The sequence below is a fragment of the Histidinibacterium aquaticum genome (assembly GCF_008710275.1).
Lineage (GTDB): Bacteria > Pseudomonadota > Alphaproteobacteria > Rhodobacterales > Rhodobacteraceae > Oceanicola > Oceanicola aquaticus.
In genome coordinates, this window is the sequence record NZ_VYQE01000004.1 from 495,905 (window position 1) to 519,014 (window position 23,110).

General features: G+C 68.3%; 26 protein-coding genes. 12 read left to right on the plus strand and 14 right to left on the minus strand.

Going from position 1 to position 23,110, the window contains the following annotated elements:
- Positions 1-24: 24 nt before the first annotated feature.
- Positions 25-1,692, minus strand: a complete 1,668-nt coding sequence (locus F3S47_RS15090) for an acyl-CoA dehydrogenase family protein (protein WP_150446105.1) — start codon at positions 1,690-1,692, stop codon at positions 25-27.
- A gap of 143 nt (positions 1,693-1,835) precedes the next feature.
- Here F3S47_RS15090 and F3S47_RS15095 point away from each other — a divergent pair, with 143 nt between their 5' ends.
- Complete coding sequence (locus F3S47_RS15095) at positions 1,836-2,606, plus strand: sulfite exporter TauE/SafE family protein (protein WP_150446106.1); 771 nt, start codon at positions 1,836-1,838, stop codon at positions 2,604-2,606.
- A 62-nt stretch (positions 2,607-2,668) separates the two neighbouring features.
- On the opposite strand, the gene F3S47_RS19460 is transcribed toward F3S47_RS15095, so the two are convergent.
- Both F3S47_RS19460 and F3S47_RS15105 read right to left on the minus strand, forming a co-directional pair.
- A complete protein-coding gene (locus F3S47_RS19460) occupies positions 2,669-4,453 on the minus strand; it encodes a putative sodium/potassium/calcium exchanger (RefSeq protein ID WP_191090209.1) in 1,785 nt (594 codons plus the stop codon).
- Positions 4,454-4,603: 150 nt separating this feature from the next.
- Positions 4,604-6,202 carry a phosphoenolpyruvate carboxykinase gene (locus tag F3S47_RS15105; RefSeq protein WP_150446107.1) on the minus strand — a complete coding sequence of 533 codons (1,599 nt, stop codon included), beginning with the start codon at positions 6,200-6,202 and terminating at the stop codon, positions 4,604-4,606.
- 300 nt (positions 6,203-6,502) lie between these two features.
- On the opposite strand from F3S47_RS15105, the gene F3S47_RS15110 reads away from it, so the two are divergent.
- The 7 genes from F3S47_RS15110 to F3S47_RS15140 are packed head-to-tail and all read left to right on the plus strand — an operon-like array spanning position 6,503 to position 11,928.
- Entirely contained in the window at positions 6,503-7,204 is a 702-nt protein-coding gene (locus F3S47_RS15110) for a response regulator transcription factor (RefSeq protein ID WP_150446108.1), read from the plus strand.
- Positions 7,205-7,219: 15 nt separating this feature from the next.
- On the plus strand, positions 7,220-8,962 hold the full coding sequence (locus F3S47_RS15115; RefSeq protein WP_150446109.1) for a sensor histidine kinase: 1,743 nt from the start codon (positions 7,220-7,222) through the stop codon (positions 8,960-8,962).
- Positions 8,963-8,968: 6 nt separating this feature from the next.
- Positions 8,969-9,397, plus strand: a complete 429-nt coding sequence (locus F3S47_RS15120) for an HPr kinase/phosphorylase (protein WP_150446110.1) — start codon at positions 8,969-8,971, stop codon at positions 9,395-9,397.
- Positions 9,394-10,320, plus strand: coding sequence for an RNase adapter RapZ (rapZ, locus tag F3S47_RS15125; protein ID WP_150446111.1), 927 nt, complete (start codon positions 9,394-9,396; stop codon positions 10,318-10,320). Before F3S47_RS15120 ends, rapZ begins: the two co-directional genes overlap by 4 nt.
- The gene (locus F3S47_RS15130) at positions 10,317-10,721 is read left to right on the plus strand and encodes a PTS sugar transporter subunit IIA (protein WP_150446112.1); all 405 of its coding nucleotides are present in this window, start codon (positions 10,317-10,319) and stop codon (positions 10,719-10,721) included. Before rapZ ends, F3S47_RS15130 begins: the two co-directional genes overlap by 4 nt.
- A complete protein-coding gene (locus F3S47_RS15135) occupies positions 10,718-10,996 on the plus strand; it encodes an HPr family phosphocarrier protein (RefSeq protein WP_150446113.1) in 279 nt (92 codons plus the stop codon). Before F3S47_RS15130 ends, F3S47_RS15135 begins: the two co-directional genes overlap by 4 nt.
- Before the next feature lie 44 nt (positions 10,997-11,040).
- Complete coding sequence (locus F3S47_RS15140; protein ID WP_223877839.1) at positions 11,041-11,928, plus strand: lysophospholipid acyltransferase family protein; 888 nt, start codon at positions 11,041-11,043, stop codon at positions 11,926-11,928.
- A gap of 1 nt (position 11,929) precedes the next feature.
- On the opposite strand, the gene F3S47_RS15145 is transcribed toward F3S47_RS15140, so the two are convergent.
- Genes F3S47_RS15145 through F3S47_RS15155 form a run of 3 tightly spaced genes read right to left on the minus strand, consistent with a single transcriptional unit; the run spans position 11,930 to position 14,285 of the window.
- The gene (locus F3S47_RS15145) at positions 11,930-12,847 is read right to left on the minus strand and encodes an OmpA family protein (protein WP_150446115.1); all 918 of its coding nucleotides are present in this window, start codon (positions 12,845-12,847) and stop codon (positions 11,930-11,932) included.
- Positions 12,848-12,861: 14 nt separating this feature from the next.
- On the minus strand, positions 12,862-13,563 hold the full coding sequence (locus tag F3S47_RS15150; RefSeq protein WP_150446116.1) for a GNAT family N-acetyltransferase: 702 nt from the start codon (positions 13,561-13,563) through the stop codon (positions 12,862-12,864).
- Positions 13,563-14,285, minus strand: a complete 723-nt coding sequence (locus tag F3S47_RS15155) for a competence/damage-inducible protein A (protein ID WP_150446117.1) — start codon at positions 14,283-14,285, stop codon at positions 13,563-13,565. The genes F3S47_RS15150 and F3S47_RS15155 overlap by 1 nt, the downstream gene beginning before the upstream one ends.
- A gap of 41 nt (positions 14,286-14,326) precedes the next feature.
- Between F3S47_RS15155 and sfsA the strand changes: the two genes are divergently transcribed.
- From sfsA to F3S47_RS15170, 3 genes are read left to right on the plus strand one after another with little or no spacing between them, the layout of a single operon-like run.
- Positions 14,327-15,067: a DNA/RNA nuclease SfsA gene (gene sfsA, locus F3S47_RS15160; protein WP_150446118.1), complete on the plus strand. Its 741-nt coding sequence runs from the start codon at positions 14,327-14,329 to the stop codon at positions 15,065-15,067.
- A 30-nt stretch (positions 15,068-15,097) separates the two neighbouring features.
- Entirely contained in the window at positions 15,098-15,907 is an 810-nt protein-coding gene (gene map / locus F3S47_RS15165) for a type I methionyl aminopeptidase (RefSeq protein WP_150446119.1), read from the plus strand.
- Positions 15,898-16,818: a serine hydrolase domain-containing protein gene (locus F3S47_RS15170; RefSeq protein ID WP_150446120.1), complete on the plus strand. Its 921-nt coding sequence runs from the start codon at positions 15,898-15,900 to the stop codon at positions 16,816-16,818. The genes map and F3S47_RS15170 overlap by 10 nt, the downstream gene beginning before the upstream one ends.
- On the opposite strand, the gene F3S47_RS15175 is transcribed toward F3S47_RS15170, so the two are convergent.
- The 3 genes from F3S47_RS15175 to F3S47_RS15185 form a co-directional block, all read right to left on the minus strand.
- Positions 16,815-17,006, minus strand: a complete 192-nt coding sequence (locus F3S47_RS15175) for a hypothetical protein (protein ID WP_150446121.1) — start codon at positions 17,004-17,006, stop codon at positions 16,815-16,817. The two genes, F3S47_RS15170 and F3S47_RS15175, sit on opposite strands and share 4 nt — an antisense overlap.
- Positions 17,007-17,109: 103 nt before the next feature.
- The gene (gene rsmD, locus F3S47_RS15180; protein ID WP_150446122.1) at positions 17,110-17,655 is read right to left on the minus strand and encodes a 16S rRNA (guanine(966)-N(2))-methyltransferase RsmD; all 546 of its coding nucleotides are present in this window, start codon (positions 17,653-17,655) and stop codon (positions 17,110-17,112) included.
- Complete coding sequence (locus F3S47_RS15185) at positions 17,652-18,863, minus strand: NAD(P)/FAD-dependent oxidoreductase (protein WP_150446123.1); 1,212 nt, start codon at positions 18,861-18,863, stop codon at positions 17,652-17,654. The genes rsmD and F3S47_RS15185 overlap by 4 nt, the downstream gene beginning before the upstream one ends.
- Before the next feature lie 79 nt (positions 18,864-18,942).
- Here F3S47_RS15185 and F3S47_RS15190 point away from each other — a divergent pair, with 79 nt between their 5' ends.
- Positions 18,943-19,431, plus strand: coding sequence for a peroxiredoxin (locus F3S47_RS15190; protein ID WP_150446124.1), 489 nt, complete (start codon positions 18,943-18,945; stop codon positions 19,429-19,431).
- Positions 19,432-19,450: 19 nt separating this feature from the next.
- Here the strand turns inward: F3S47_RS15190 and F3S47_RS15195 are convergent, their stop codons facing one another.
- Genes F3S47_RS15195 through F3S47_RS15215 form a run of 5 tightly spaced genes read right to left on the minus strand, consistent with a single transcriptional unit; the run spans position 19,451 to position 23,067 of the window.
- Complete coding sequence (locus tag F3S47_RS15195; protein ID WP_150446125.1) at positions 19,451-20,338, minus strand: mechanosensitive ion channel family protein; 888 nt, start codon at positions 20,336-20,338, stop codon at positions 19,451-19,453.
- Positions 20,339-20,626: a 4a-hydroxytetrahydrobiopterin dehydratase gene (locus F3S47_RS15200; RefSeq protein WP_150446126.1), complete on the minus strand. Its 288-nt coding sequence runs from the start codon at positions 20,624-20,626 to the stop codon at positions 20,339-20,341.
- Positions 20,623-21,810, minus strand: coding sequence for a GNAT family N-acetyltransferase (locus tag F3S47_RS15205; protein ID WP_150446127.1), 1,188 nt, complete (start codon positions 21,808-21,810; stop codon positions 20,623-20,625). Before F3S47_RS15205 ends, F3S47_RS15200 begins: the two co-directional genes overlap by 4 nt.
- A 31-nt stretch (positions 21,811-21,841) precedes the next feature.
- Entirely contained in the window at positions 21,842-22,606 is a 765-nt protein-coding gene (locus F3S47_RS15210; RefSeq protein ID WP_150446128.1) for a glycerophosphodiester phosphodiesterase family protein, read from the minus strand.
- A complete protein-coding gene (locus F3S47_RS15215) occupies positions 22,603-23,067 on the minus strand; it encodes a RidA family protein (RefSeq protein WP_150446129.1) in 465 nt (154 codons plus the stop codon). Before F3S47_RS15215 ends, F3S47_RS15210 begins: the two co-directional genes overlap by 4 nt.
- Positions 23,068-23,110: the final 43 nt, after the last annotated feature.

Genomic DNA, 23,110 nt, shown 5'->3' on the forward strand with positions numbered 1-23,110 from the left:
GCCACTGTCTTTCGACGGGATCGCCTAGTCCAGAAGCCGCCGCGCGATCACCTGTGCCTGAATTTCCGCCGCTCCCTCGAAGATGTTGAGAATCCGGGCATCGCAGAGCAGACGGCTCGCCCGGTACTCCAGGGCGAAGCCGTTGCCGCCGTGGATCTGCAAGCCGTTGTCCGCCGCCGCCCAGGCCACGCGCGCGCCCAGCAGCTTGGCCATGCCGGCCTCCAGGTCGCAGCGGTCGCCGGCGTCCTTGCGACGGGCGGAGTGGTAGGTGAGCTGGCGGGCGACCATGATCTCCACCGCCATCATGGCGAGCTTCCCGGCGACGCGCGGGAAGGCGATCAGCGGCTTCCCGAACTGGCGCCGGTCCTCTGCATAGCTCATTGCGGTGTCGAGCGCCGACTGAGCGACACCGATGGCCCGGGCGGCGGTCTGGATGCGGGCGCTCTCGAAGGTCCGCATGAGCTGCTTGAAGCCTTGCCCCTCGGCCTCGCCGAGGAGGTTTTCGCCCGAGACGCGGAAGTCGTCGAAGCCGAGCGTGTATTCCTTCATGCCGCGATAGCCGAGCACCTCGATCTCGCCGCCAGAGAGACCCTCGTCGGGAAAGGGCGTCTCGTCGGTGCCGGGGGTCTTCTCCGCGAGGAACATCGAGAGGCCGCGATAGTCGTCGGTCCCCTCCACGCTGCGGGCGAGCACCGTCATGAGACCGGCCCGTGCGGCGTGTGTGATCCAGGTCTTGGCGCCGGTGATGCGCCAGTCGTCGCCGTCGCGCCGGGCGCGTGTCCGCAGCGCGCCGAGGTCCGATCCGGTGTCGGGCTCGGTGAAGACCGCCGTGGGCAGGACCTCTCCGCTCGCGATGGCGGGCAGCCAGCGGGCCTTCTGCGCCTCAGTCCCGCCGCCGAGGATCAGCTCCGCCGCGATCTCGGACCGGGTGCCGAGGGAGCCCACGCCGATGTAGCCGCGCGAGAGTTCCTCCGAGACGACGCACATCGAGGCCTTCGAGAGCCCGAGACCGCCGTGCTCCTCGGGGATCGTGAGGCCGAAGACCCCGAGGTCGGCAAGTTCGGCGACGGTCTCCATCGGGATCAGCTCGTCCTTCAGGTGCCAGTCGTGGGCGCGGGTCTCGATCCTTTCTACGGCGTAGCGGCGGAATTGCTCCCGGATCATCTCGAGCTCGTCGTCGAGCCCGGTGCGGCCGACGGTGATCTCCGCCCGGCGTTCGCGCATCAGCTCGACGAGACGTGCGCGGGCGGCGGGCGTGTTGCCCTCGCGGATCAGGCGGTCCGCGGCGGCAGAGGGTGAGGCGTCGAGCCGGAGGTCCGCGGGCCGCGCGATCTCCCCCTGGCTCATGGGGATACCGCCGTACACCTGGGCGAGATACTCTCCGAAGGCGATCTGGTGCAGCAGCGCCTCGACCTCGCCGAAGGTCCCTTCCTGCTCCATCCGTTCGGCCCAGGCCTGCATCCGGCGCAGCGCCTCGGTGTAGGTGGCGAGCCAGGCGAGGGCATGGGCGGCATCCTGATGCAGCTCCAGCCGCTCCGGCGCGATGCGGCCTTCGGAGACGACCTTGCCTCGGACCGATTGGATCGCCTCGGCGAGCAGTGCCTCTACCGATGGAAGCGCCTCCGCCGTCAGGGCGGTCAGGCTGTCGAGGAGCGCGGCGTCGGGCGGTTGCGAGGCACCGTCATGGGGCATGGAGGTCTCCCTTGATCCTGCCGAGGAGATAGGACCTTTGCAGTCGCAGCGCAATAATAATTCACGGAGATGCGTTGAAAGGACCTAAAGTGACCCTCGCGATTTCCGATGCGGCCAGTCACGCCGCGGGGTAAAGGGCGGGAATGAACGCTCTAACCTCGCTGCTCTCACCCGACCTCCTCCTCTTCGCCTGCGCGGTGACCCTCGTCTCCGGGATCGTGAAGGGTGCGGTCGGCTTCGCCATGCCGCTCATCATGATCTCCGGCATGGGCATCCTGCTCGATCCGAAGCTCGTCGTGGCCGGGATCATCCTGCCCATCGTCCTGTCGAACCTGCTGCAGGTGCTGAGGGCGGGGCTGGGGGACGCCTGGACGGCGATCAAGGACTTCGCGGTCTACATCGTGATCGTCTGCGTGATGATCCTGATCTCGGCCCAGTTCATCACGGTCATCCCCTCGGACGTCATGTTCCTGGTGCTCGGCATCCCCGTGACGGTGCTCTGCGCGATCCAGCTTGCGGGGCTGCGCATCGTCATCGCGCCGCAATGGCGGCGGACGGCCTCACTGGTGGCGGGTTTTCTCTCCGGCACGCTGGGCGGCCTGGCGGGGACCTGGGGCCCGACGACCGTACTCTACCTCGTGGCGCTCGATACGCCGAAAGCGCGGCAGATCGTGGTGCAGGGCGTGATCTACGGTCTGGGCTCGGTGATGCTCCTGCTGGGGCACCTGCAGTCCGGAGTCCTGAACGGGCGCACCGTCTGGTTCTCCGCCCTTCTCCTGATCCCGGCGACCCTCGGCATGTGGGTGGGCTTCCGCATCCAGGACCGGATCGACCAGGAGACCTTTCGCAAGGCCACGCTGGCGGTGCTTCTCGTGGCCGGGCTCAACCTCGTGCGCCGGGGGCTGATGGGCTGACCCGCCCATGAAAAAGGGCGCCCCGAAGGGCGCCCCAGTTACCGGTCTTAGAATGCCGGCTCTTATTGCACGCGGATGCGCGTATCGTCGGCAACGCTGTCGTCGGAGCTGTACTCGTAGTCCTCGACCATCTGCATCGCCTGGTCATCGAGCTCTTCGATGCGCAGCTCGTCCTCGGCATAGAGAACATACTCGAGCGGGATGCCCGGGTTCTCCTTGTCGATGTCGAGGAAGCCGGCTTCTTCAAGGATCAGCATCAGCGTGCCGTCGGCGTCGACGAAGTCGGTCGGCTGACCGACGCTCTCGCCGCTCGGGCTCATGACGTCCATGGACTTCAGGTCGCCCACGGAGACGATGATCGCGTCAGAGCCCTCGGCGCTCTCGCCTTCGCTCTGCGCCATGTCGGAGCCGGACTGCTGGTCCTGCTCGGACGCGCCGCCCGTCGAAGCCGCCATCTCGCTGGAGCCTTCGGAGTCCTGGCCTTCGGAAGAGCCGCTCTGCGCGTTCGCTTCCTCCTGCTGGCGCTGTTCGCGCTGCTCGGGGGATTCGAACTGCACCGTCGGCTCACCCAAGGTCGTGATCTCGACCGTCGGCTGATCGGTGAAGGTCACGTTGACGTTCGGCTCGGCGCTCTCGTAGCTGATTTCCGGATCGGCGTTGCTGATCTGGATGTTCGGCTCGCCTTCGGCCTGGGTGATGTTCACCTGCGGCTCTTCGGTCTGGGCGCCTTCGGCGTCGCCGGAGACGACCTCGGTGGACCCGTCGCCGCCTTCGGTGTCGGAGGCTTCGGCATCGGCCATCTGCTGCTCGCCGTCTTCGGCTTCGTCGACGCCAAGATCGACCGCGAGTTCGGGCTCGGGCTGCGTGACGGAGACTTCCGGCTCACCCTGGCGAACCTCGACCTGCGGATCGGCGGAGGACACGTCGACCGTCGGATCGGTGGTCTGGACGTAAATCGTCGGAGCCGGGATCTCGACGCGGACGACGACCTCGGGGATCTCGACCTCGACGTTCGGCTGCTCCTGGCGGACCTCGATCTGCGTCGGCTGCTCGCTGACGTTCACGTCGGGCTGCGCCGTCGTCACGTCGACTTCCGGAGCGGGGACCTGCACGTCGACTTCCGGATCCGGAACGCGGACCATCGCCTGGCCCTCGATCGTGGCTTCCTCGGTCACCTCGACCTGCTCGGTCACTTCGGCGGACTCGGTCTCGGTCTCGGTTTCCGTGTCGGAGGCCGTTTCGGTCTCGCTATCGGTTTCCGTCTCGCTGTCGGAGGCCTCGGCCTGCTCGGTGTCCTGAGCGTCTTCCGAGGTCTCGTCGGACTGGGCCTGCTCGGTGTCCTGACCGTCTTCCGAAGTCTCGTCGGCCTGGGCCTGCTCGGTGTCCTGGCCGTCTTCCGAAGCCTGGTCGGACTGAGCCTGCTCGGACTCGCCGCCGCCTTCGACGACCATCTGGCCGCTGTCGGCTTGCTCGGACTGCTGGCCATCCTCGGTGGAAGTCTCACCGGCCTGGGCCTGCTCGGTATCCTGGCCGTCCTCGCTGGACGTCTCGCCGGAGGCCTGCTCGGAGCCGCCTTCGGCACCCTCTTCCATGGTCACCGCCAGTTCGGCGCAGGCATTGGCGTCGTCGGCGTTCAGCGCGTCGACAACGAGCTGGGCGTCTTCATCGGGGACGAGGTTATCGGCTTCCCGGATGTTTTCGATCAGGGTCTGGCAATCCTGGTTCAGGTTCGCCGCTTGATCGTCGTTGATCTGAATGCGCGTGTCCTGAGCTGCTGCCGCGCTTGCGAGGCTCAGCGTCAGGGCAGTCCCCATGAGGACGCGCAGGCCGTTAGGCTTGCGGATCATATCGATCTCCACTTCGTGATGGCATGTGACAGCCGAACGGAGTCTCGGGACGGATGTTCCGACGGATCTTGCGATTTTGCACAAGCTTCGTGCAAAAAATGACCCGGCGCGGGGGTCCGGCCGGGTCATTCTTTCAAGCTGTGCGGCGTCTTAGCCGATCGCGACCGCTTTTACGTCTTCATCGATATAGGGGACGTACTGGGCGAAGTTTTCGGCGAACATCTCGACCAGCTTCCGGGCCTGTTCGTCGTAGGCGGCGGGATCGTCCCAGGTCTGCTTGGGATCCAGCAGGGTATCGTCCACGCCCGAGCAGGACACCGGCACGTCGAAGCCGAAGTGCGGGTCCTTGCGGAACTGCCCCTCGGCCAGCGACCCGTCGAGCGCGTGGGTCAGCAGGGTGCGCGTCGCCTTGATCGGCATCCGCTGCCCGGTGCCGTAGGCGCCGCCGGTCCAGCCGGTGTTCACCAGCCAGCAGGTGGTGCCGTGGCGGGCGATCTTGTCGCGCAGCAGGTTGCCGTAGACCTCCGGCCGGCGCGGCATGAAGGGCGCGCCGAAGCAGGTCGAGAAGGTGGGCTCGGGCTCGGTCACGCCGCGCTCGGTTCCGGCCACCTTGGAGGTGAAGCCCGACAGGAAGTGGTACATGGCCTGCGCGGGCGTCAGCCGCGCGATCGGCGGCAGGACCCCGAAGGCGTCGCAGGTGAGCATGATGATGTTCTTCGGATGCCCGCCGAGACCGGTCTCGCTGGCGTTGGGGATGTAGTCCAGCGGGTAGGCGCAGCGCATGTTCGGCGTCAGGCTGTCGTCCTCGAAGTCGAGCTCCTTGGTCTCCGGGTGGTAGACCATGTTCTCGATCACCGTGTTCGGCATCGTGCAGGTCGCGTAGATCTCCGGCTCAGCCTCGGGCGACAGGCTGATAGTCTTGGCGTAGCAGCCGCCCTCGAAGTTGAAGATGCCGCGCTCGGACCAGCCGTGCTCGTCGTCGCCGATGAGCGTGCGGGCCGGATCGGCGGAGAGCGTCGTCTTGCCGGTGCCCGAGAGCCCGAAGAAGATCGCCGCGTCGACCGGGTTGCCCTTGGCGTGGTTGGCCGAGCAGTGCATCGCCATCACGTTCTTCTCGGGCAGGATGTAGTTCAGAAGGGTAAAGACGGCCTTCTTGTTCTCGCCGGCATATTCCGTGCCCCCGACGAGGATCAGCTTCTCGTCGAAGTTCAGCGCGATCACCGTTTCGGTGCGGCAGTCATGCCGCTCCGGGTCGGCGAAGAACGAGGGGCAGTTCACGATGGTCCAGTCCGGCGCGAAGCCGTCGAGCTCGTCGGGCTCGGGGCGGCGCAGCATGTGCCGAATGAAGAGCCCGTGCCAGGCGAGCTCGGTGACGAGACGGACGTCCAGCCGGTGCGCCGGATCGGCGCCGGCGTAGAGGTCCTGCACGAAGAAGTCGCGGCCCTGCATGTGCGCGAGCATGTCGGACTTGAGGGTCGCGAAGCCCTCGGGCGACATCGGCGCGTTGTTCTCCCACCAGATCACGTCCTCGGTGGTGGGGGTGCGGACCACGTGCTTGTCCTTGGGAGAGCGCCCGGTGAACTTGCCGGTGCTCACGAGGACGGTGCCGCCCTGGCCTTCCTCGCCCTCGCCGCGGCCGGTGATCTGGGCCCGGAGGTCGTCCTCGAGCAGGTTGTAATAGACCTGGCCGAGCCCCGCGATGCCCTGATCCTCCAGTCTCATCTTCGGATTGACCCGTCCGGTTTCCATCGATCTCTCTCCCTTGGGTTACGCGGATGACCTCCGCGCGTCGGAGCTAGCACGTTGATTTCGCCGGGGAACAGTCCACCGTGTCACAGTTAGCGCAACCAAGTGCATGTTAGCGCAATCTTCTTGCGCACGGGATCGGCGCGCCTCCGCCGTCGACATAAAATTAACGCTTTATCGGCGCAAATGGGACACGCCCCGCCATAGATTCGACATCCGGGGATTGATTCGCTCCGGGATTTGCGCAGAACTTCGCTCAAAATCAGAAGAAATGACTTTGAGAGCAGAAAAGGCAGCCGCCCAATGTCCAAGATCGCCCTTGTGGACGATGACAGGAACATCCTGACGTCCGTGTCCATGACGCTCGAGGCCGAAGGCTTCGAGGTCGAAACCTACAACGACGGCCAGACCGCGCTCGATGCCTTCAACAAGCGCATGCCCGACATGGCCGTGCTCGACATCAAGATGCCGCGCATGGACGGCATGGACCTGCTTCAGCGCCTCCGCCAGAAGTCCGCGATGCCGGTGATCTTCCTGACCTCCAAGGACGACGAGATCGACGAGGTTCTCGGCCTTCGCATGGGCGCCGACGACTACGTGAAGAAGCCCTTCAGCCAGCGCCTGCTGGTCGAGCGCATCCGTGCGCTGCTCCGCCGGCAGGAGGCGATCTCAGGCGAGGCGCCCGAGGAGGGCGAAGAGGCCAAGATCATGGTTCGCGGCGAGCTGACCATGGATCCCCTGCGCCATGCCGTGAAGTGGAAGGGCAAGGACGTCGCCCTGACGGTCACCGAGTTCCTGCTTCTCCAGGCCCTGGCGCAGCGCCCCGGCTTCGTGAAGTCGCGCGACCAGCTCATGGACGTCGCCTACGACGACCAGGTCTACGTCGACGACCGCACCATCGACAGCCACATCAAGCGCCTGCGCAAGAAGATGCGCCAGGTGGACGACGAGTTTTCCGCGATCGAGACGCTCTACGGAATCGGATACCGTTACAACGAAGAGTGATCCGGAGGCTGGCCCGTGACCGTGGCCCCCAAGATCGACGTTCGCGATCTCTCCTCCGTGCGGCGGGCCGCGCGGGGGCATGAGAACGTCGTTCTCGGCGACGACTGGATGGCGCCGGACGCGGCCGCCGACAAGCAGCTTCGCGAGACGCGGCGGCGCAAGGGCATCCGTGCCCTGACCGGCTCGCCGCTCGCGCGGAAGATCGTCACCTTCAACCTGCTCGCCCTCATCATCATGGTGGCGGGCGTTCTCTACCTGAATCCCTCGCGGGACAATCTCGGCTATCAGCGCGCCGCGAGCCTCGTCTACGAGGCGGAACTCATCGCAAACGTGTTCGAGGCCCAGCTGCCGCCGGGCGCCACCGGGCCCCTCGGCACCGGCGGGACCGTCGACCCGGCGCTCACGCTCGACGCGCTCGATCTGCGGTCGGGCATCGATGTCTACGTCTTCGATCCGAACCTGACGCTTCTTGCCTCCACGGAGGGGCAGGAGCAGATGCAGCGGCGCCCCGTCGAGGGACTGGATCTCGACCCGGAGCGGACGGTCGTCACCGACGCGCTGAGCCGTCTCTGGCGGTCGGCGGCCGGTCTCTTCCAGCCGGACGAGGTCGCGGGCCCCATCGACGGAGAGCGGCTCGCCCGTCTCACCGTGGAGCCGGCCCTCACGGGGGCGACGCAGGTCGTCGAGACGGAGGATGCCGAAGGCCAGGTCGTGCACATCGTCACCGCCCCCGTCCTCAGCGGCGACCGCGCCATCGGCGCCGTCTCCCTGGCCTCGGCCGACGGCGAGATCGACGCCCTTGTCCGGCGCGAGCGCGAGCAGCTCCTGCAGATGTTTCTCGTAGGCGTCGCCGTCTCGGTGGCGCTCTCCCTGATGCTGGCCTCGACCATCGCCAACCCGATCGCGGACCTTTCTGCCGCGGCGGAGATCGGCCGCGACCGCAATGCGCGAAAGATGTCGCCCCGCAGGGTCCGTATCCCGGACCTCACCGGCCGCCCGGACGAGATCGGGCGGCTCTCCGGCGCACTCCGGGGCATGGTCGCCGCGCTCTACGGACGGATCGAGACCAACGAGCAGTTCGCGGCCGACGTCGCGCACGAGATCAAGAACCCGCTCGCCTCGCTCCGTTCCGCCGTGGGCACCCTGCGGCTGGTCAAGCGCGAGGACCAGCGCGACCAGCTCCTCGATGTCATCGACCACGACGTCCGGCGGCTCGACCGGCTCGTCTCCGACATCTCCAACGCCTCGCGCCTCGACGCGGAACTGGTGAAGGAAGAGGAGGAGAGCTTCGACCTCCTCAAGATGCTGGGCAACCTGGCCGAGCACCTCGGGCGGGAAGCCGACGAGAAGGGGGTGGAGTTCATCACCGACCTTCCGGACGGCCCGATCGAGATCCAGGGGCTCGAAGGGCGACTCGCACAGGTCTTCGTGAACCTCATCACCAACGCGATCTCGTTCTGCGAGGACGGCGACGCGATCCGGCTTTGGGTCCGGCGCAGGGACAATCGGGTGCTGGTGGTCGTAGAGGACACGGGACCGGGCATCCCCGAAGGCGCCCTCACGAAGATTTTCAAGCGCTTCTACTCGGAGCGTCCGGCCAACCATTTCGGCAACAACTCGGGCCTCGGCCTGGCGATTTCCAAGCAGATCGTCGAGGCGCACGGCGGGGTCATCTGGGCGGAGAACATCCGCCCGACGGAGGCCGATCCGACCTCCGATCCGCTCGGGGCCCGGTTCGTCGTGGGCCTCCCGGTCTGACCGGCCGTGGCCCGGTCGTCCTCGCTCCAGCTGCATGCCACGACTGTCGCCCTCGAGGGGCAAGCAGTTGTCATCACTGGCGAAAGCGGCTCCGGAAAGTCCTCGCTCGGCCTGCAGCTCATGGCGCTCGGCGCGGGGCTCGTGGCCGATGACAGGACGATCCTCGAGCTCTTCGGCGGGGGCCTTGTCGCCACCGTCCCGCCGGCGGGCCGCGGCCTGATCGAGGCGCGCGGGGTGGGCATCCTCCGCGCAACGCCCGTGGCCGAGGCCCGCGTGGCGCTCGCCGTGGACCTCGACCGGAGGGAGACCGCGCGGCTGCCGCCCTCCCGTTCCGTCACCTGGTTGGGCGTCGACATCCCCTTGATATTCGGGGCGAAGGCTCCTCATTTTGCACCCGCAGTATTTCAGTACCTCAAGGCGGGACGACGCGCATGACGGAGGGGCCTTCGGACGGCCGAACTCAGAAGCTGGTGCTGGTCACCGGGCCCTCGGGCGCGGGCCGGTCTACGGCGATCAACGCGCTGGAGGACCTGGGCTACGAGGTCATCGACAACCTGCCGCTCTCGCTCGCCCCGCGCCTGCTGGACGGCCCGCCGCTGGCCCGCCCCCTGGCGCTGGGGGTAGACGTGCGCAACCGCGACTTCGGGACGGATGCCCTGCTGGAGCTGATCGACGGCCTCTCCCGCCGCATCGACCTGGATACCCAGGTTCTCTACATCGACGCGGACGAGGACAGCCTCGTGCGCCGGTACTCCGAGACCCGCCGCCGGCACCCGCTGGCGCCCAACGATCCGCCAGCCAAGGGCATCGCGGCGGAGCGCGACCTGCTGGTCGCGATCCGGGCGCAGGCCGACGTGCTGATCGACACCTCGGGGCTGGGGCCGAACGACCTCCGCAGCGAGATCGAGAGCCATTTCGCCACGCGCGACAGCGCGGGCATGGGCGTCTCTGTGACCTCGTTCTCCTACAAGCGCGGTCTGCCGCGCGGGATGGACCTGGTGTTCGACTGCCGCTTCCTGCGCAACCCGCACTGGGAGCGCGAGCTGCGGGGTCTCACCGGCCGGGACGAGGCGGTTGATGCCTACGTCGCCGCCGACCCGCGGTTCGAGGACTTCTACACGCGCATCCGCGACCTCGTCATCAGCCTGCTCCCAGCCTACAGCGAGGCGGGAAAGACGCACCTCTCGGTCGGCTTCGGGTGTACCGGCGGGCAACACCGTTCGGTGATGGTGACAGAGCGGCTGGCCCGTGCTCTTGCGGAGGCCGGGTGGCCGGTGTCTAGTCGTCATCGGGAGTTGGAGCGGCGCACGGAGGCTGGACGCGCCGCCTCGGAAGGCAAGGGGGCCCCGGGCCCATGATCGGGATCGTCATCGTCGCCCATGGCGGGCTGGCCCGGGAGTATCTCTCGGCCGTGGAGCACGTCGTCGGCAAGCAGCAGGGGATCGCAGCCATCGCAATCGCGCCGGACGACGACCGCGCCGCCAAGCAGGAAGAGATCTGCGCGGCCGCCGACGCGGTCGACGAGGGCGCCGGCGTCGTGGTGGTGACCGACATGTTCGGCGGCTCGCCCTCGAACCTCAGCCTGCGCGCCTGTTCGCCGCAGAACCGGCGGATCGTCTATGGCGCGAACCTGCCCATGCTCATCAAGCTCGCCAAGTCCCGGCGCCGCTCGGTGCCGGACGCGGTCGAGGCCGCCCTTGCCGCCGGGCGCAAGTACATCGACAGCCTCCGCGTCGATGGGGACATGACCGGCCCATGAGCCAGACCGTGAGCCGACGTCTCGAAATCGTGAACATCAAGGGACTGCACGCGAGGGCCTCGGCCAAGCTCGCCGAGGTGGTCGAGGCCCATGACGCGCAGGCCACCGTCCGGCGCGACGGCAACGAGGCTTCAGGCGACAGCATCATGGGGCTTTTGATGTTGGCAGCCTCCAAGGGAACCTTTATTGAGGTCGAAACCAGCGGACCGGAAGCGGAGCCGCTGGCCGACGCCATCGAGGCGCTGGTCGCCGACAAGTTCGGCGAAGGAGACTGACCCGGTGGACCCACGCCGGGATGGGATCGAGGGGACAGGCCAGGTTGACAGACGCGAGCAGCCGTAACGTGGCGGGGCTGCGTGAGCCGGCGGAGGCCGCGCCACGACTCTATGACCGCCGCTCGCTCACCTATTCCGAGACCTTCGACAGCGCCGCGAAACGGACCCTGATCAAGTCCGTCGAGTGGATGACGGGCAAGGTCGAGATCATCCGCCGTGTCCGGCGGTTCGAGCGGATGGGCGCGCCCTACGGCCAGGCCTTCTGGCCCGCGACCATGAAGATCATGGGCATCGACATCCTGACGCCGCAGGAACAGCTCGAGCGCATTCCTTCGACCGGACCCGTCGTGCTCGTCGCCAACCACCCTCACGGTCTCGTCGACGGCATGGTCCTGGCCGATCTCGTCGGCCGGCGGCGCAACGACTACCGGATCCTCACCCGGTCGATCCTTACCGGCATCGACGAGAGCGCCTCGTCCTACATGATCCCGGTCCCCTTCCCGCACGAGCCCGACGCGCAGAAGAAGATGATCGAGATGCGCGCGACCGCGATGGACCACCTGTCGAAGGGCGGTCTCGTGGCGCTCTTCCCCTCCGGCGTCGTCGCGACGTCGGAGTCGATGTGGGGCCCGGCCGTCGAGGCGGAGTGGAACGTCTTCACCGCCAAGATGATCCGCCGCTCCGGTGCCTCGGTCGTCCCCTGCTTCTTTCCTGGTGCGAACTCGCGGTGGTTCCAGGTCGCCAACCGGATCTCCCCCTCGCTCCGCCAGGGCCTGCTGATCCACGAGATCGTGCATGCCTTCGACAAACCGCAGGCCCCCATCGTCGGGCACGCGATCGACGCGGCGGAGTGCGAGGAGCGCAGCCGCGAGCCGCGCCGCTTCATTTCCTGGCTGCGGGAGCAGACGCTCGCGCTCGGCCAGCAGCGCTGAACTACTCGGTCACGGTCAGCACGGCTTCGACGCGCCGGTTCGCCTCGCGCCCTTCTTCGGTGAGGTTCGTCGCGAGCGGCGTCAGGTAGCCCGTTCCCTCCGCTGCGAGCTGGCTGCGGCTGACGCCGTACTCCGTCACGAGCCGGGCCATGACCGACTCCGCCCGCCGGCGCGAGAGCGCGATGTTGCTCTGCAGCGCGCCCGAGGCATCGGTGTGTCCCACGAGAGCGATGCGTCGCTCCGGGTGGGCCGCGAGGTAGTCCGCCAGCGCCGTGAGAGAGGCGGACAGCCCCGCGCCAAGTTGCGCGGAGCCCGTGGCGAAGTCGATGTCCGAGAGCACCACCCGCCCCGCGCTCTCCAGGCGCTCCGCCAGGTTCTCCGCCCCTTCGGTCAATGCGGCGGGACTGCGGGTCGAGACGGCGATGTCCTCCTCGGGCCTTTCGGGGCCGACGCGCGTGACCTGAACGAACCCCGCCCGGCTGGTGCGGCTGACGAGGATCGCGACATGCTCCTCCTCCCGCCGCGCCGAGAGGTAACGGTAGTCGCCGAGGCTGACGGACATCTCGGGCGCCGGCAGGACCTCGAGCGCGTAGCGGAAGTCGAACCCGCCGCAGACCCTGTCGCGGCAGCGGAAGAGGATCTCGTAGCCCGCCTCTTCCAGTTGAGCGGCCAGCGGGTTGAGGATCTGCAGTGTCGTCAGGTCGCCGCGCCCGATGCGCCAGGCCTGTTGCGTGACCTCGCCCTCGGGCCGCACCAGAGGCACCGTTTCGCCGGTCCAGGGACCTGTCGCGACCGGGGTCGTGTCGGCCGTGCGGCGGTCCTCGGCCACCCGGTCCGTCCCCGCCGGAAAGTCCAGCGTGAGGGCGGGCAGCGACGGGGGCACGAGGCCGATCAGGGCGAGAAGGGCGGGACGGATCATCGCGATGCGCCGGTCTAGTCGGTCAGAACCCGGTAGTGATACCCCGCCGCAGCGGTCGCACCCAATGCGCAATAAAGCGAATTGGCCGGAGTGTTGGCCCGAGTCACCAGTATCGCCAGCCGTTCTGCGCCGTTTTCCGCCGCCCAGGAAGCGGAAGCCCGGACGAGCGCCGCACCGAGGCCCTTGCGCCGATGGGCGACCGCGGTCTCCAGAGCGTGCAGCATGGCCATGTCGCCCGCAATGGCCACGTAGACCGTCGCAGCGGCCTCGGGGCCGCTACGGGCCAGTAGGGCGGTCTTGGGCCCCTCGGCCCGGGCCATGACCGCGAGCCGCTCGGGCCCGATGCCGCCCGCCGCCCAGATCGCGGCCTGCTCGGGGGTTGGCGGCCAGTGCGCCTCGATCCCTTCGGGCGGCGCGGTCAGCCCCCAGGTGGCGAGCGAATAGAAGGTCACCGGGTCCTTCACGAGGTAGCCCCGCGCCGCAAGCTTCGCGTCGAGCGCCTCTTCGCCCTCCCGCACCATGACCAGCGGCACCTGCCCCATCTCGCGCATCGCTGCTTCGGCTTCGGCGATGTCGGGCGACGGGCCTTCCGCCGTGGCGGCGCATACCCGGCTGCCTCCGCCCCCGCCTCGCCGGAGCGTCCACTCGCCGACGCGCCGCCGCTCGACGGCGGGCCAAGTCGCGTCGATGAGGGCTGTGAGCCGCGCGGCGTCCATCACGCCTCGAAGTATTCCAGGAGACGCGCCTCCGCCTCCTGCAGCCGCTCGGGGTCGGTCCCCCGCAGCACGACGTTCGCGCCGTAGATGCCGTTGTCCATGAAGGGATAGGAACCGATCATCAGGTCGGGATAGGCCTCCGCGAGGTTCGAGAGAGGCCGGGCCACGTCGCCCTCGCCGCGCTCGATGCGGATGGTCCGGCTCTGCAGCGGGGCCCCGCCGGTCAGGGTCGGCAGCACGCTCGCCAGCATCGCCTCGAAGATCGAAGGGACGCCGGCCATGACGTGAACGTTGCCGATGACGAAGCCGGGCGCGACGCTCACCGGGTTCTCGATCAGCGTCGCCCCGTCCGGGATCCGCGCCATCCGAAGACGCGACTGGTTCAGCTCGATGTTGCGCTCGGCGTAGTAGGTCTCCAGCAGTTGGCGCGCGTCGTCCCGCACGCCGATCCGCACGCCGAAGGCCTCGGCCACCGCATCGGCCGTGATGTCGTCATGCGTGGGTCCGATCCCGCCGGAGGTGAAGACGTAGTCCGCCCGTTCCCGCAGTTCGTTGAGCGCCGCGACGATGGCCTCCGTCCGGTCGGAGATCACCCGCGCCTCGATGAAGTCTATCCCCACCTCTGTCAGCTTGCCCGCGAGGTGGTGCATGTTGGCGTCCCGGGTGCGGCCCGAGAGGATCTCGTCGCCGATCACGAGCATGGCGGCGGTGGGGTTCGGCATCGTGACTTCTCCCTGTCGTCTCCGCCGTATATGGAGCGGTCATGCGGTTTTCCACTCCCCTTGTCCCCGGCCGCCTCGTCCGGCGCTACATGCGGTTTCTCGCGGACGTCGAGCTGGAAAGCGGCGAGGTGGTCAAGGCGCACTGTCCCAACCCCGGCGCCATGACCGGGCTCAAGGACCCCGGGCTGCGGGTCTGGCTCGAACGGAACGACGACCCGAAGAAGAAGCTCGACTGGGGCTGGCGGCTCTGCGAACTGCCGGACGGACACTGGGCCGGGATCGACACCGCCGTCCCGAACCGGGTCGTCGGAGAGGCGCTCGCCGCCCGCGCCGTCCCGGAACTGGGCGAGTACGACGCCGTCCGGCCCGAGGTGCGCTACGGCACCCGGAGCCGGGTCGATTACCTGCTCGAGGGGGCGGGCAGGACCTACGTCGAGGTCAAGAACGTGCACCTGCGGCGCGAGGGAGACTGGGCGGAGTTCCCTGACAGCGTGACGGCCCGTGGCACGCGCCACCTGAAGGACCTCGCCGACATGGTGGCTCAGGGTCACCGCGCGGTCATGCTCTACCTCGTCCAGCGGACGGACTGCGCCCGCTTCCGGCTTGCGCCTGACATCGACCCGGCCTATGCGGCCGCCTTCGACGCCGCCCGCGCGGCGGGGGTCGAGATGCTGTGCTACGGCACGCGGATCGACGTGGAGGGTGTCTCCTTCGGAGAGGCGCTGCCCGTCGACAGGGCGCCGCAGGCCGGGGGGCTGGCGGTGCCGGGGCAGAGCGCCTAACTTGGGGAAAGTGACAACGGGACTTCGGTTTTGGACGACGCACGCGGCAGATTGACCAAGGACGGAATCCGCATCCACGAGGCTGCGGACTATCAGGGCATGCGCGACGCGGGCCGTCTTGCGGCCGAGATCCTCGACCGGATCGCACCGCACGTCTTTCCCGGGCAGACGACCGCCGAGCTCGACCGCCTCATCACCCAGTGGGTCGAGGAGGCCGGCGCCGAGTCCGCGACCATCGGCTACAAGGGCTACCAGCACGCCAGCTGCATCAGCGTGAACCACGTCGTCTGCCACGGTATCCCGGGCACCAAGACGCTCAAGGACGGCGACATCCTCAACATCGACGTGACAGTCATCGTCGACGGCTGGTTCGGCGACACGAGCCGCATGTTCGTGGCCGGCAAGCTCTCCCGCAAGGCGGAGCGGCTGGTGCAGGTCACCCACGACGCCCTGATGAAGGGCATCGAGGCCGCGCGACCCGGCAACACCTTCGGCGACATCGGCAACGCCATCCAGAGCTACGTCGAGGGCAACCGCATGTCCGTCGTCCGCGATTTCTGCGGGCACGGCCTTGGCCGCGTCTTCCACGCGCCGCCGAACGTGCTGCACTTCGGCCGTCCGGGTACCGGCCCGACGCTGGAGCCGGGCATGTTCTTCACCATCGAGCCCATGGTCAATCTCGGCCGGCCCGAGACCAAGGTCCTCGCCGACGACTGGACCGCCGTGACCCGCGACAAGTCGCTCTCGGCTCAGTTCGAGCATTCGGTCGGCATCACCGAGGGCGAGGCGGAGATCTTCACGCTTTCCCCCGCCGGGCTCTTTCACCCCACATGGGGCTGATCCGGCTTCTTCTTGTCTTCTGCCTCTGGGCGGGAAGCGCGCTCGCGGATGCCGACACGATCGAGGCCGCCTGGCGCGGCTGGGCGCAGGCCGCCGGGGTCCGCACCTCCTCCATCGCCATCACCCGAGATGGCGAGCTGGTGCGCGCCCGTGGCCTGAACCGCGACGCCCGCGCGAGGGCCCCGCTCGCCTCGCTGTCCAAGAGCATCACCGGCGCCTGCGTCATGCGGCTCGTGGACCGGGGCAACCTCTCCCTCGGATCGACCACCGGTCAGCTTCTCGGCGGCACCGGCCTGCAGATGTCGCGTGGCGGCGCGCGGATCACCGTGAGCGAGCTGCTGACCCATTCCTCCGGCCTGGACCGCGACAGCACGCAGGGCCATGCCTCGCCCTGGCGCGCCCGGGGCGGCGACCGGACGCTGAACGTCTCGCAGACCGCGCTCGCCCGGCCGGTCGGCCCCAAGAGCTTCTTCTACAATAACGAGAACTATGCCGTCCTTGGCGCGATGATTTCCGCCGCCACCGGCAGGAACCCGGCAGAGCTCTGCCCGCAACTGCTGGGCATCGACGCCCGCGTCAGCCCCGACTTCGGCGGCGGCGTGAGCTGGGGCGGCTACGAGATGTCGGCCCCCGACTTCGCCCGCTTCGCGGCGACGCTTCAGCCGCGCAGCGACTGGCCGCGGGTGCCCATGGTCAGCGGCGTGAGCTACGGCCCCGGCGTCATGCTCAAGGAAGGCGGCGGCGACACACTCTGGCACTTCGGCTCGTGGTGCTTCCTGTTCGGCCGCAGCGCCGGCGCCTACTTCTTCCAGCTGGGCGACAGCTGGGGTGTGACGGTCACTTGGGACCGGTGCCTCTCCGACCGGAACATGCAGGCGCTCGACCTCGCCCTCGCGCAAGCACTGCGCTAGCCGAGATCCCGCTCCGCCAGCCGTTTCATCAGCAGCCCGAGCACCGTCTCCCCCGCCAGCGGCGTGGCCGCGTCGCCGATCAGGACGGGCGCGTCGAAGGGCACCGGTGCAGGACGCACCTGCTCCTTCCGTTGCGCTTCGGGCGCAGCGGGCGTTGCATCGAAGCCGGTCCAGGTCGCATCGCTCATGGGAGACGAGTCTAGGTGCAGCCGGCAAGATTCCAAAGTGCCGGTCGTGCGTCCATCCTTAACTGTTTGTTAAGAATTGACACTTGTTTCGCGCGCGAAACGGTCAGTGCGCCGTGAGAAGCGTCAGGTGCGTGCCGCCGTAGCGCCGCCGGTCCTCCAGCTCGAAGCCCTCCGGCGGGTCCTGCGGCGCGCTTTCTTCCCAGACCACGAGGGCGCCCGGCGCGATCCAGCCCCGCTCCCGGGCGACGGTTAGCACCGGCCCCCCCAGCCCCTCGCCGTAGGGCGGATCGAGGAACACCAGCTCGTGCGGCGTGCCGTCGGGCAGCTTGCGCGCGTCCCGCGCGAGGACCGTCGCATCCGCTGCCCGTCCGGCCTTGGCGAGATTGGCGGCGATCAGCTTCTGCCCGGCGCGGCCGCTCTCGACGAATGTCGCGTGCACGGCCCCGCGCGATAGCGCCTCCAGGCCCAGCGCGCCTGTCCCGGCGAAGAGGTCGAGAACCCGCGCCCCCTGAGGCAGCCCCCGCGACGACAGGATATTGAAAAGGCTCTCGCGCACGCGGTCCGGAGTCGGCCTCAGATGCGCGCGCACGTCGCCCGCGCCGAGCTCGGCCAGCACGAGGCCCCGGTGGCGGCCGCCGACGATCCTCACGCCTTCAGCAGCGCCTTGATGTCGACGGCGGTGTCCCGGACCGTCTCCGGCGGCGGCGATTTGCCCGCCTCGATCAACCGCTTGCCGACCATGTAGGCGCGGCTGTCGTTCATGGCGTCGATGGCGATGAGCCGGTCCCCGGCATAGTACCAGTGCGACACTGCCGCCCCCTCGCCGCGACGGGTGTGCACCGCGTCGTATCCTTCGCTCAGCCCGGCGATCTGCAGCTTGCAGTCGTACTGGTCGGACCAGAACCAGGGCCTCGGCGCATAGGCCTCTTCCGCCCCCATCATGTTGCGCGCCACGCATTCGGCCATGTCGATGGCGTTGCCCACGCTCTCCAGCCGCAGGCGCTTTCCGTCGTGCGGGAAGCTCGCGCAGTCGCCCGCCGCCCAGATGTGCGGGTCCGAGGTGCGGCCGTATTCATCGGTCCGGATGCCGTTCTCGATCTCCAGGTCCGCCCCCTCTGCCAGCGCGGTCGCCGGGACGATGCCCACGCCCACCACCGCGAAATCCGCCTCGATCTCGGAGCCGTCGCTCAGCACCGCGCCGCTGACGCGGTCGGTCCCGGTCAGACGCTCGAGCCCCACGCCCTCGCGCAGGTCGACGCCATGGGCGGCGTGGAGTGAGCGAAAATAGTCCGAGGTCGCCTCCGCCGCCACGCGCTGCAGGATACGCGGCGCGGCCTCGACCAAGGTGACCTGCACGCCGCGTTTCGCGGCGACCGCCGCCGCCTCCAGCCCGATGTAGCCGCCGCCGACGATCAATGCCCGGCGTCCGGGTTGCATCTCGGGGGCCAGCGTGTCGGCGTCCCGCAGGTCGCGCATGGAATAGACGCCCTCGAGGTGACCGCCGATCTCCTCGGGCAGGGTCCGGGGATGCGAGCCTGTGCAGAGCGCGAGTTCGTCGTAGCTGAGGTTCTCACCCGTATCGAGCGCCACGGTCCGGGCCCGGGGGTCGACGCCCGTCACGCGCGTTCCCAGCCGCAGGGTGATCCCTTGGTCGGCGTACCAGCTCTCGGGGCGCAGGTAGAGCCGCGCCTCCTCCATCTCGCCCAGCAGGTAGGCCTTGGAGAGCGGCGGGCGCTGGTAGGGGGGCACGGGCTCGGCGCTGATCAGGGTGATCTCGCCCTCGAAGCCTTCCGACCGCAGCTTCGCCACGAGGGAGGCCGCCGCCTGTCCGCCGCCCACGACCACGAAATGCGCCATGCTGGTCTCTCCCTCTGGCCGTTGCGAACGGACCCTCTATATGCCTGCCGGTACTCAAGGATTCCAGAGGGGACAGAGAATGGCGATTACCGTCGGAGACAAGCTTCCGGACGCGACGATGCTGGTGATGGGCGACGCGGGCCCCGAAGAGGTGCGGCTCTCGTCTGTGACGTCGGGCCGCAAGGTCGCGCTCTTCGGGCTCCCGGGGGCCTATACCGGCACCTGCACCACGGCCCACGTTCCCAGCTTCATCCGATCGATGGAGACGTTGAAGGAGAAGGGCGTCGAGGAGGTGATCTGCACCGCCGTCAACGATCCCTTCGTGATGAAGGCCTGGGGCGCGGACACCGGCGCCACCGAGGCCGGGATCACCATGCTGGCCGACTCTTCGGGCGAGTTCGCCAAGGCGATGGGCCTCGACTTCACCGCCGAAGGCGCGGGCTTCTACGGCCGGTCCCGGCGCTACGCCCTCTTCGCCGAGGACGGCGAGATCAAGGTGCTGAACGTCGAGGAAAGCCCCGGCGTCTGCGACATGTCGGGCGGCGAGACCCTGGCCGACGCAATCTGACCGGCGACGGGACGCGGGCCTAGCCCGCGTCCTTGACCACCTCGATGGAATCCGCGCGCAGGGCGGAGTTCTCGTGCACCAGTGTCCGTGTCGGGAAGGGGATCGGCACGCCGGCGGCGTCCAGCTCTTCCTTCACCTTCCGGGTCATGTCCGTCTGGAACCCCCAGGCATCGTCGTTGCTGCACCAGACGCGCACGGTGAAATCGACCGAACTGTCATTGAGGTTCGTGACCTGCAGCCAGGGCTCGGGGTCGGAGTGGGCGCGCGGATCGGCCATGATCGTTTCGCGGATCACCCGTTCCGCTTCGGCGAGGTTCGCGCCGTAGCCCACGCCGAAGACCCATTGGACGCGGCGGGTGTTGTAGCTCGAGTAGTTCTGGATCGTGTTTCCCCAGACCTCGGAGTTGGGGATGATGTACTGCACGTTCTGCAGGTCGGCCATCTCTGTGTAGTTCAGCGAGATGTCCTTAACCGTCCCCATGACGCCGTTGACGATCACGAAGTCGCCGATCCGGATCGGCCGGAAGAAGATCAGCATCACGCCGGCTGCGATGTTCGACAGCGTGCCCTGCAGCGCCAGGCCGATCGCGAGGCCGGCGGCACCGATGAGGGCCACGAGGCTCGTCGTCTGCACCCCGAAGGTGTTGAGAACGAAGAGCACCGCGAAGGCGATGATCGCGTAACGCGCGAGATCGCCCAGGAAGCCGAAGAGCGCATCGTCCAGCGTCGCGTTGTTCTCGCCGATCCGCTCGATCCGGCGCTGGACGCGTCCGGCGATCCAGAAGCCGATGATGAGTATGACGATCGCGGCGAGGACGTTGCCCAGGAGACCCGCGAGAAATTCCAGTGTCAGCAGGTCACCGATGGTGGTGTCCTGCCAGATTTCGGTCGAAAGAATGCTGTCCATCTAACCCTTGCTCAAGTCGTCCATTTTCCTGGCGAGCTTGGCATCGAGGTCCGTCAGCCCGCCCGTGTCGTGGGTGGTAAGGCGGACGTTAACCGTCTTGAAGACGTTGGACCACTCGGGATGGTGATTGAGCTTTTCCGCCCATATCGCGCAGCGGGACATGAAGCCCCAAGCCTCGACGAAGTTCTTGAAGGTGAAGGTCCGCTCCAGCGCGGTGCCGTCGTCGGATAGGGTCCACCCGGCTTCAAGCAGCTCGGTGCGGTCGGTCTCGGTGATGGGATCGCTCATTCCTGTTCCTCCACGTTTGCGCGTCTGAAGGGGCCGTAGCCCGTGAGGATCTCGATCTCCTCGCCCACGGCCCGGCGTTCCGCCTCGAGGTAGCGCGAGACGGCATCGCGAAAGCCCGGATCTCCGATCCAGTGCAGCGAATGGGTGGTGACCGGCAGGTAGCCCCGCGCGATCTTGTGCTCGCCCTGCGCGCCGGCCTCGACGGTCTCGAGGCCATGCGCGATGGCCCAGTCGATGGCCTGGTAGTAGCAGAGCTCGAAATGCAGGCAGGGGTGATGCTCGACACAGCCCCAGTACCGCCCGAAGAGCCTGCGCCGCCCGATGAAGTTCAGCGCCCCGGCGACCGGCTGCCCCTCGCGGATGGCGAGGCACAGAAGGATGTCGTCGCGCAGCGCCTCCTGCGCGATGTCGAAGAAGGCCCGCGTCAGGTAGGGCTGGCCCCACTTCCGCGCGCCTGTGTCCTGGTAGAAGCGCCAGAACCAGTCCCAGTGCTCCGAGGTGATCTGGTCGCCCGTCAGCGAGACGATCTCTCCGCCGAAGTCCTGCGCCTGCTTCCGCTCCTTGCGGATGTTCTTGCGCTTGCGGCTCGACAGTTCCGCGAGGAAGGCGTCGAAGTCCGCGTAGCCCCGGTTCTGCCAGTGATACTGCTGCGTCATCCGGTGCAGCAGGCCCATCTCCTCGCCCGCCTTGGCCTCCGCCTCGGTGCAGAAGGTTGCGTGGAGCGTGGCGATCCCGTTGTCGGCGGCGAGCTGCACCCCGCCCTGGACCAGCGCCGCCATGCCCTCGGCATCGTGACCCTCCGCCGTCAGGAAGCGGCGGCCCGTCGCGGGGGTGAAGGGCACCGCGATCTGCAGCTTCGGATAGTAGTCGCCGCCCGCGTTCTCGTAGGCATGGGCCCAGTTGTGGTCGAAGATGTATTCGCCCTGGCTGTGGCTCTTGGCATAGAGCGGGGCCGCCGCGATGGCCTGGCCGTCGCGTCGCGCGACAAGGTAATGCGGCTCCCACCCCGTGCCCCGGCCGACCGAGCCGGACTGCTCCAGCGCCAGCAGGAAGCGGTGTGTCGTGAACGGATCCTCGGGGCGGCCGCCGTCGGCGCATTCGGGCGCGGCACAGGAATCCCACTCCGCCGGATCGACGTCGGAGAGGCTTTGGTGTGCGGTGATCTCGATGGCGCTGCCGTCCATGGGTCCTCAGGTGGCGCGTCCGCCGGGGCGGTCAAGTCCGCGGCCGGTAGCCTTCGAAGGTGATCGCGTCGACGTGTTGTCGCGCCTGTCGCTCGGCCTCCTCGGAGCGCACCGTCCAGCACAGGATCGCCGCTCCGCCGTCGCGCAGCCGCGCGAGGCGATCGGAGTTCGCGTCCTCCGCCCGGTGGCTGACGAAGGAGGCGCCGACGGTCTCGAAATCCGGGATCTCCCGCAGGGCGTCGCGCCGGGCCTGCGGGATCGTCGGCCAGTCCTCCGCGTCGAACCGGCAGGTGGTGAGGCCCCGGGGGACCTCCGGCGCGAGCCTCTGCATCTCGGCCATGCTGTGGGGGTTGAACGACATCACGGCCACCGGACCGGGATACCGCGACAGGGCCCGGGCGACCGCCTTTTCCAGCGGACCCACCTTTGGGCCGAGCGCGCCGTCCTGGTCCTTGATCTCGACCAGCACCGGCACGCGGCCCGCCACGAGCTCCAGGATCTCGGTCAGTGTCGGGATGCCCTGCCGCGGAGCGCTCCCGGCCAGGGTGAGCGCGCCGAGTTCCGCCGCGCTGCGCCGCGCCACGGGCCCCTCGGCCCCGGTCAGCCGTTCCAGCCCGTAGTCGTGAAAGACCATCGCCTCGCCGTCGGCGGAGAGCTGGACGTCGATCTCGATCCCGTAGCCCGCGTCGATGGCGGCCTGGACTGCCGCCCGGCTGTTCTCGATCACGCCATTGGCGACGTCGTGCAGCCCACGATGGGCGAAGGAGCGGGCGGTGAAGCCGGGGGGCAGGGTCATGCCAGCTCGAAGATCCCCTCGATCTCGACCGCCACGCCCATCGGCAGCGCGGCGACGCCCACGGCGGAGCGCGCGTGGCGGCCGCGGTCGCCCAGCAGTTCGACCATGAGGTCCGAGGCGCCGTTGACGACCTTGGGCTGGTCGGTGAATTCCGGCGTCGAGTTGACGAAGCCCGTCAGCTTCACGACCTTCGCGAGCTTCGAGAGGTCGCCGCCGCAGGCTGCCTTGACCTGCGCGAGCAGCAGGAGCGCGCAGTCCCGCGCGGCCTCCGCGCCCGCCGGGACCTCCATGTCGGCGCCGAGCTTGCCGGTCACCAGGCTGCCGTTGCGCATCGAGACCTGCCCGGAGACGTGCAGCAGCGCGCCGCTCTGCATGTAGGGCACGTAGTTCGCCGCTGGTGCCGCCGCCTCCGGTAGGCTCAGTCCCATCTCCGCCAGCTTCGCCTCGATCGCGTCGTTCATGCTCGTCTCCCTCTGTTTCGCCGCGAGACTATGCGCGGCGGTC

Bases quoted from the DNA above. Each gene is read 5' to 3' on its own strand.
- F3S47_RS15090 (WP_150446105.1), bottom strand. From the start codon at position 1,692: ATGCCCCATGACGGTGCCTCGCAACCGCCCGACGCCGCGCTCCTCGAC.
- F3S47_RS15095 (WP_150446106.1), top strand. From the start codon at position 1,836: ATGAACGCTCTAACCTCGCTGCTCTCACCCGACCTCCTCCTCTTCGCC.
- F3S47_RS19460 (WP_191090209.1), bottom strand. From the start codon at position 4,453: ATGATCCGCAAGCCTAACGGCCTGCGCGTCCTCATGGGGACTGCCCTG.
- F3S47_RS15105 (WP_150446107.1), bottom strand. From the start codon at position 6,202: ATGGAAACCGGACGGGTCAATCCGAAGATGAGACTGGAGGATCAGGGC.
- F3S47_RS15110 (WP_150446108.1), top strand. From the start codon at position 6,503: ATGTCCAAGATCGCCCTTGTGGACGATGACAGGAACATCCTGACGTCC.
- rapZ (WP_150446111.1), top strand. From the start codon at position 9,394: ATGACGGAGGGGCCTTCGGACGGCCGAACTCAGAAGCTGGTGCTGGTC.
- F3S47_RS15130 (WP_150446112.1), top strand. From the start codon at position 10,317: ATGATCGGGATCGTCATCGTCGCCCATGGCGGGCTGGCCCGGGAGTAT.
- F3S47_RS15135 (WP_150446113.1), top strand. From the start codon at position 10,718: ATGAGCCAGACCGTGAGCCGACGTCTCGAAATCGTGAACATCAAGGGA.
- F3S47_RS15145 (WP_150446115.1), bottom strand. From the start codon at position 12,847: ATGATCCGTCCCGCCCTTCTCGCCCTGATCGGCCTCGTGCCCCCGTCG.
- F3S47_RS15150 (WP_150446116.1), bottom strand. From the start codon at position 13,563: ATGGACGCCGCGCGGCTCACAGCCCTCATCGACGCGACTTGGCCCGCC.
- F3S47_RS15155 (WP_150446117.1), bottom strand. From the start codon at position 14,285: ATGCCGAACCCCACCGCCGCCATGCTCGTGATCGGCGACGAGATCCTC.
- sfsA (WP_150446118.1), top strand. From the start codon at position 14,327: ATGCGGTTTTCCACTCCCCTTGTCCCCGGCCGCCTCGTCCGGCGCTAC.
- F3S47_RS15170 (WP_150446120.1), top strand. From the start codon at position 15,898: ATGGGGCTGATCCGGCTTCTTCTTGTCTTCTGCCTCTGGGCGGGAAGC.
- F3S47_RS15175 (WP_150446121.1), bottom strand. From the start codon at position 17,006: ATGAGCGATGCGACCTGGACCGGCTTCGATGCAACGCCCGCTGCGCCC.
- F3S47_RS15185 (WP_150446123.1), bottom strand. From the start codon at position 18,863: ATGGCGCATTTCGTGGTCGTGGGCGGCGGACAGGCGGCGGCCTCCCTC.
- F3S47_RS15190 (WP_150446124.1), top strand. From the start codon at position 18,943: ATGGCGATTACCGTCGGAGACAAGCTTCCGGACGCGACGATGCTGGTG.
- F3S47_RS15195 (WP_150446125.1), bottom strand. From the start codon at position 20,338: ATGGACAGCATTCTTTCGACCGAAATCTGGCAGGACACCACCATCGGT.
- F3S47_RS15200 (WP_150446126.1), bottom strand. From the start codon at position 20,626: ATGAGCGATCCCATCACCGAGACCGACCGCACCGAGCTGCTTGAAGCC.
- F3S47_RS15205 (WP_150446127.1), bottom strand. From the start codon at position 21,810: ATGGACGGCAGCGCCATCGAGATCACCGCACACCAAAGCCTCTCCGAC.
- F3S47_RS15210 (WP_150446128.1), bottom strand. From the start codon at position 22,606: ATGACCCTGCCCCCCGGCTTCACCGCCCGCTCCTTCGCCCATCGTGGG.
- F3S47_RS15215 (WP_150446129.1), bottom strand. From the start codon at position 23,067: ATGAACGACGCGATCGAGGCGAAGCTGGCGGAGATGGGACTGAGCCTA.